Genomic DNA, 5,001 nt, shown 5'->3' on the forward strand with positions numbered 1-5,001 from the left:
GGGCGGGGTGGGGGGCGGCGGGATTCCCCCCCCCACCCCCGACCGGAGGTGTCGACGCGTCAGGAACGGTGCGCGCGAGACCCGCCGTGCCCGTGGTCGTCGTCGAAATCGGCGATGCCGCGCTTCCAGTAGCCCGTGATGTCGTGGTCCCCCTTCGGCAACCGCAACACCTCGCGCACCCAGCGGCGCAGCGGCTTGAGCCGGCCCGCCTCCCCGGCCGCCCAGACGTACACCCGCTCGCCGTCCGGCACGGTCACCGTCGTCACGGCGTCCGCGAGGGCGGTCCCGGTACCGGCCGGGCGGTCGCCGCGGTGCAGCCAGCACACCTCGACGCCCCCCGGGGCGGAGAGTTCGATCTCCTCGTCCGCGTCCGCCACCTCGATGAACGCCCATCCGCGCGCCGTGGGGGGCAGCTCCTCCAGCCGGCGCGCGATGGCCGGCAGCGCCGTGAGATCGCCGCCGAGCAGGTACCGGTCGTAGGCGTGCGGGACGATCAGCCCACCGGGCGGCCCGGCGAGGTGCACCCTCGCGCCCGGCCGGACCGCACGGGCCCACTCCGAGGCGAGGCCGCCCTCGTGGAGGGCGATGTCGATGTCGATCTCGCCCGACGCCGGGTCGTGGCGGCGAACCGTGTACTCCCGCGAGGTGGGCGAGGGTCGGGGCCAGCGCAGCATCAGCCCGTTCGGCTCGGGCAGCCTCAGGGAGCCGTCCGGCTCGGGGAAGAGCAGCTTCACGTGCTCGTCCGGGGCGTGCGCCTCGAAGCCCTCGGTGCCCTTCCCGCCCAGGGTCAGCCGCAGCAGTCCGGCGCCGACCGCACCGGTGCGCACGACCTCGGCCTCGCGGACGCGGATGGGATAACCCACCTTCTCGGCCGTGCGGCCGGCGCGGACCTCCGCGATCCGGTCCAGGTGGCGATGACGGTGGTCCTCCCTGCTCACGCGACTCCCCCCGTCGGCGGGGCCGGGTGGCACGCGGCGCCGGCGTCCGGCGGCTCCGGGAGACGCATTCGGGCACGCTCGGACGACGGGGTCCGGGTCATCGGGTCGCTCCTGCGGGGATCGGCGGCGCCGGTGCGACGGCCGCCGCGTGGAAGTAAGGGGAGTGCCCCGGCCCGACGGCCGCCCCCCGGGGGATCGACCGAGCCCCGTACCCCGGACGGCATGCACCCTCCCTCGATCAGGCAAAGTAAGGCTAACCTAACCTCGGGAGGGGGCGTGTGACAAGAGGCGCCGACGAGGAAGGGGCGACCTCCTCCTCCGACACGACGTCATGTGATTGCCCGTCACCTTCCTTTGCGCACAGGGAAGTCATTCCCAAGCGCACGCATGTCCGACGAAATCGCGTGTCCGACGGAACGGCGTGCCCGACACCACGCCTGCCGGGCCGAAAGACGCGGTTTCGACCTCATCGGAGTCCCCGGGGCGGCACCCGCTCGCCGGGGACGTCCGGCCGCTCGCCGCTCACCGGTCCCACCGCCGGGCGGGATGGGGCCGGGAGGCCCAGGACGTGGCCGGGAATCGCCGACCGGTGGGGTCCGGGGCCGTCGCGAGGCGCCGGCCGGACCCGGCCGGGACGGAGGAAGCGATGAGGAGACAGAGCACCGAGGCGAGGGCCGCCAGCTCGTCCGGGGTCGGGGCGCCGCGGAGCACCCGGATGACCCGCCCCTCCTCGGCCTCGACCCGACGGCCGCTCATTGGGGCTGGTTCCCGTGCTTGCGGCCGGGCAACGGGGCGTGCTTGGCCCGGAGGGCGGCGAGCGCCCCGATCAACCGGATCCGGGTCTCCGCCGGATCGATGACGTCGTCCACCAGGCCGCGCTCGGCCGCGTAGTAGGGGTGCATCAGCTCCGCCTTGTACTCCTTGACCATCTTCTGCCGCATGGCCTCGGGGTCCTCGGCGGCGGCGATCTGCCGGCGGAAGATGACGTTGGCCGCGCCCTCGGCACCCATCACCGCGATCTCGTTGATGGGCCAGGCATAGGTCAGGTCGGCGCCGATGGACTGGGAGTCCATCACGATGTAGGCGCCGCCGTAGGCCTTGCGCAGCACGATCGAGATGCGCGGCACGGTGGCGTTGCAGTAGGCGTACAGCAGCTTGGCGCCGTGCCGGATGATGCCGCCGTGCTCCTGGTCCACACCGGGCAGGAAGCCCGGCACGTCCACCAGGGTGACCAGGGGGATGTTGAAGGCGTCGCACATCTGCACGAAGCGCGCGGCCTTCTCCGAGGCGTGGATGTCCAGGACCCCGGCCAACACCTGCGGCTGATTGGCGATGATCCCGGTGACCGCGCCCCCCAACCGGGTCAGGGCGCACAGGACGTTGCCGCCCCAGCTCTCGTGCACCTCGAGGAACTCCCCGTGGTCGGCGATCTCCTCCACGACCAGACGCATGTCGTAGGGGCGGTTGGGATCGGCGGGAACGATGTCGAGGAGCGCCTCGGTCCGGCGGTCGACCGGGTCGTCCGGGGGTGCCTCCGGCGGCAGCTCGCGATTGTTGGCCGGCAGGAGGGACAGCAGATGGCGCACGTCCTCCAGACAGGACTCCTCGTCGTCCCGGGCGAAGTGCGCGACCCCGGAGACCGTGCAATGGGCATCGGCACCGCCGAGCGCCTCGTGCGTCACGCGGTCCCCGGTGACCGCCTCCACGACATCGGGCCCCGTCAGGAACATCTGACCCGTCCCGCGCGTCATGAAGACGAAGTCGGTCAGGGCCGGTGAATAGGCGGCCCCTCCGGCGCACGGCCCCAGGATGACGCTGATCTGGGGGATCACCCCGGAATTGCGGACGTTGCGCAGGAAGATGCCGCCGTAACCGGCCAGGGCGGTGACACCCTCCTGGATCCGGGCGCCCGCCCCGTCGCACAGACCCACCAGGGGGGCGCCGGCAGCCTCGGCCATGTCCATGATCCTGTGGATCTTCTGGGCATGCGCCTCACCGAGCGCCCCGCCGAAGATGCGGAAGTCGTGCGCGTAGACGAAGACCGTGCGACCCCACACCTCCCCCCAGCCGGTGACCACCCCGTCCGTGTGGGGACGCCGATCCTCCAGGCCGAAGCCGGTGGCGCGGTGCCGGCGCAGCCCGCCGGTCTCGACGAAGGTGCCCTTGTCGAAGAGAAGGTCGAGGCGCTCGCGCACCGTCAACTTGCCCCTGGCGTGCTGGGCCCCGGTGGCCCGCGGGCCCGGGCCGGCCAGGACGTTGTGACGGAGTTCCTCGAGTTCAGCCGTGCGGTCGCGCAGATGGCCGCCCAACGGGACCGCCCCGTTCGGGAGCCCTTCCTCGGCAACACTCATGCACCGCAGCGTGTACCCGGACGCTCGAGAAGAACTCGACGGCTTCTCCCCACCCGGGTCGAGGCCGACTCGACCCGGGCCCCCGAGGCTTGCCGTATGACGTCCCCTCCTTCGCGTCCCTCCCGGCCCTCCCGCTCCGTCGTGCTGATGTTCCCTGGCACCGGGGTCCAGCACACCCGGATGGCGGCCGGACTCTACGGCCACGAACCGGTCTTCACCGAGTCCGTCGACGCGGTGCTGGACCGGCTCGGAACGGAGGGGGCGGCGGCGCGACGCGACTGGCTGGTGGAGAACCCCACCGTGCCCCTGGACGCCGACAGCCGTTCGGCGCCGCTGCTGTTCGCCGTGGACTACGCGATGGGCCGGCTGGTGGAGAGCTGGGGCGTGCGGCCGGCCGCCTACCTGGGGCACAGCATGGGCGAGTTCGTCGCCGCCGCGCTGGCCGGGGTGTTCCGACTGGAGGACGCAGTACGGCTGCTGTGGGAGCGGGTCCTCCTGCAACGGCGGAGTCCGGCCGGGGGCATGATCGCCGTCGCGGCCGCTCCCGACCGGCTGACCGGACTGCTGGAGGACGGGGTGGTGATCGGCGCCGTCAACGGACCCCGGAACACCGTTCTGTCGGGCCCCGGAGCCCCCCTCGACGCGACCGGCCGAAGGCTGACGGCCAACGGCCTGACCTGGCGTCGGCTGGCGACCCGGACCCCGTATCACAGCCCCGCCCTGGATTCGCTGGTGTCCCCCACGGAGGCACTCATCGCCCGCTTCCCCAGGCGGCCCCCGCGGACCACGATCTACTCGGCCCACACCACCCGCCCGCTGCTGCCCACCGAGGCCCTCAGCCCTCGCTTCTGGGCTCTCCAGCCCACCGCCCCGGTGCTCTTCGCGCAAACGCTGGACCGGGTGGTGGGAGACGGCGACCGGGTACTGGTGGAAGCGGGGCCGGCCCAATCCCTGGCGACGACGGCCCGGGCCCACCCGGCGGTCCGGGCGGGCCGCAGCACGGTGATCGCCACACTGCCGCCCCGGGCCGCCGGGCCCCGCGCGGACCGGGACCACGTCCGGGCCGCGCGGGACGCCCTGGTGGGCGGGGAGGTGGTTCACTCCGGGAGGTTGCCGGTGTCGCGGCCGGTCTCGTAGGGACTGTGCACGCCGTCGTACACCAGGTGCATCACCATGCCGTCCCGGGCGTGGTCCAGGTTGTGGCAGTGGTCCATCCACAGGCCCGGGTTGTCCGCGCGGAAGGCCACCTCGTAACGCTCCCCCGGCGCGACGTTGAGGGTGTCGGTCCACCAGGGCCCCCCGGTGGCGCGACGACCGTCCCTGGAGAGGACGAGCATCCGGTGGCCGTGCAGGTGCATGGGGTGGTCGTCCAGGCTGCGGTTGACGAAGGTGACGTGCACCAGATCGCCCTCCCGGACCAACAGGGAGGGGATGTCGGGGTGGACCCGGTTGTTGACGGTCCACAGCACCATGAACTCCCCGTCGTGGAACCCGAGGCTGTTGCCGAACACCTGGTGGAACCTCCGATCGAAGCTCGGATCCGGGCCGAACGGCGGCTCCCCCGGGGATCCGTAGACCAACGGGTCGAAGACGGGCCCCTCGGTGAGGGGGTCCGGCGCCTCGACGTCCTCGGGCCCGAGCAGCAGGGCCGCCGGTTCCACCGCGTCGGCTCCGTACGCCCCGTCCTCGCCGCAGCCCTCCCGCCCCCGCAC

General features: G+C 72.9%; 5 protein-coding genes. 1 reads left to right on the plus strand and 4 read right to left on the minus strand.

All coding sequences use genetic code 11. The features are described from left to right. Window positions 1–59: 59 nt before the first annotated feature. From FOE67_RS16295 to FOE67_RS16305, 3 genes are all read right to left on the minus strand, one after another. The gene (locus FOE67_RS16295) at window positions 60–938 is read right to left on the minus strand and encodes a siderophore-interacting protein (RefSeq protein WP_182664947.1); all 879 of its coding nucleotides are present in this window, start codon (window positions 936–938) and stop codon (window positions 60–62) included. 522 nt (window positions 939–1,460) lie between these two features. Continuing rightward, a complete protein-coding gene (locus tag FOE67_RS16300; protein WP_182664949.1) occupies window positions 1,461–1,694 on the minus strand; it encodes an acyl-CoA carboxylase epsilon subunit in 234 nt (77 codons plus the stop codon). Further along, entirely contained in the window at window positions 1,691–3,289 is a 1,599-nt protein-coding gene (locus FOE67_RS16305) for an acyl-CoA carboxylase subunit beta (protein WP_182664951.1), read from the minus strand. Before FOE67_RS16305 ends, FOE67_RS16300 begins: the two co-directional genes overlap by 4 nt. Window positions 3,290–3,436: 147 nt before the next feature. Here FOE67_RS16305 and FOE67_RS16310 point away from each other — a divergent pair, with 147 nt between their 5' ends. Continuing rightward, a complete protein-coding gene (locus FOE67_RS16310; protein ID WP_228473948.1) occupies window positions 3,437–4,426 on the plus strand; it encodes an acyltransferase domain-containing protein in 990 nt (329 codons plus the stop codon). Here the strand turns inward: FOE67_RS16310 and FOE67_RS16315 are convergent. Continuing rightward, window positions 4,387–5,001: multicopper oxidase domain-containing protein (locus tag FOE67_RS16315; RefSeq protein ID WP_182664955.1), on the minus strand; the 615-nt coding region annotated here is incomplete at its 5' end. The two genes, FOE67_RS16310 and FOE67_RS16315, sit on opposite strands and share 40 nt — an antisense overlap.

Origin of the sequence: Streptomyces calidiresistens, from assembly GCF_014141525.1 — a bacterium.
Lineage (GTDB): Bacteria > Actinomycetota > Actinomycetes > Streptomycetales > Streptomycetaceae > Streptomyces > Streptomyces calidiresistens.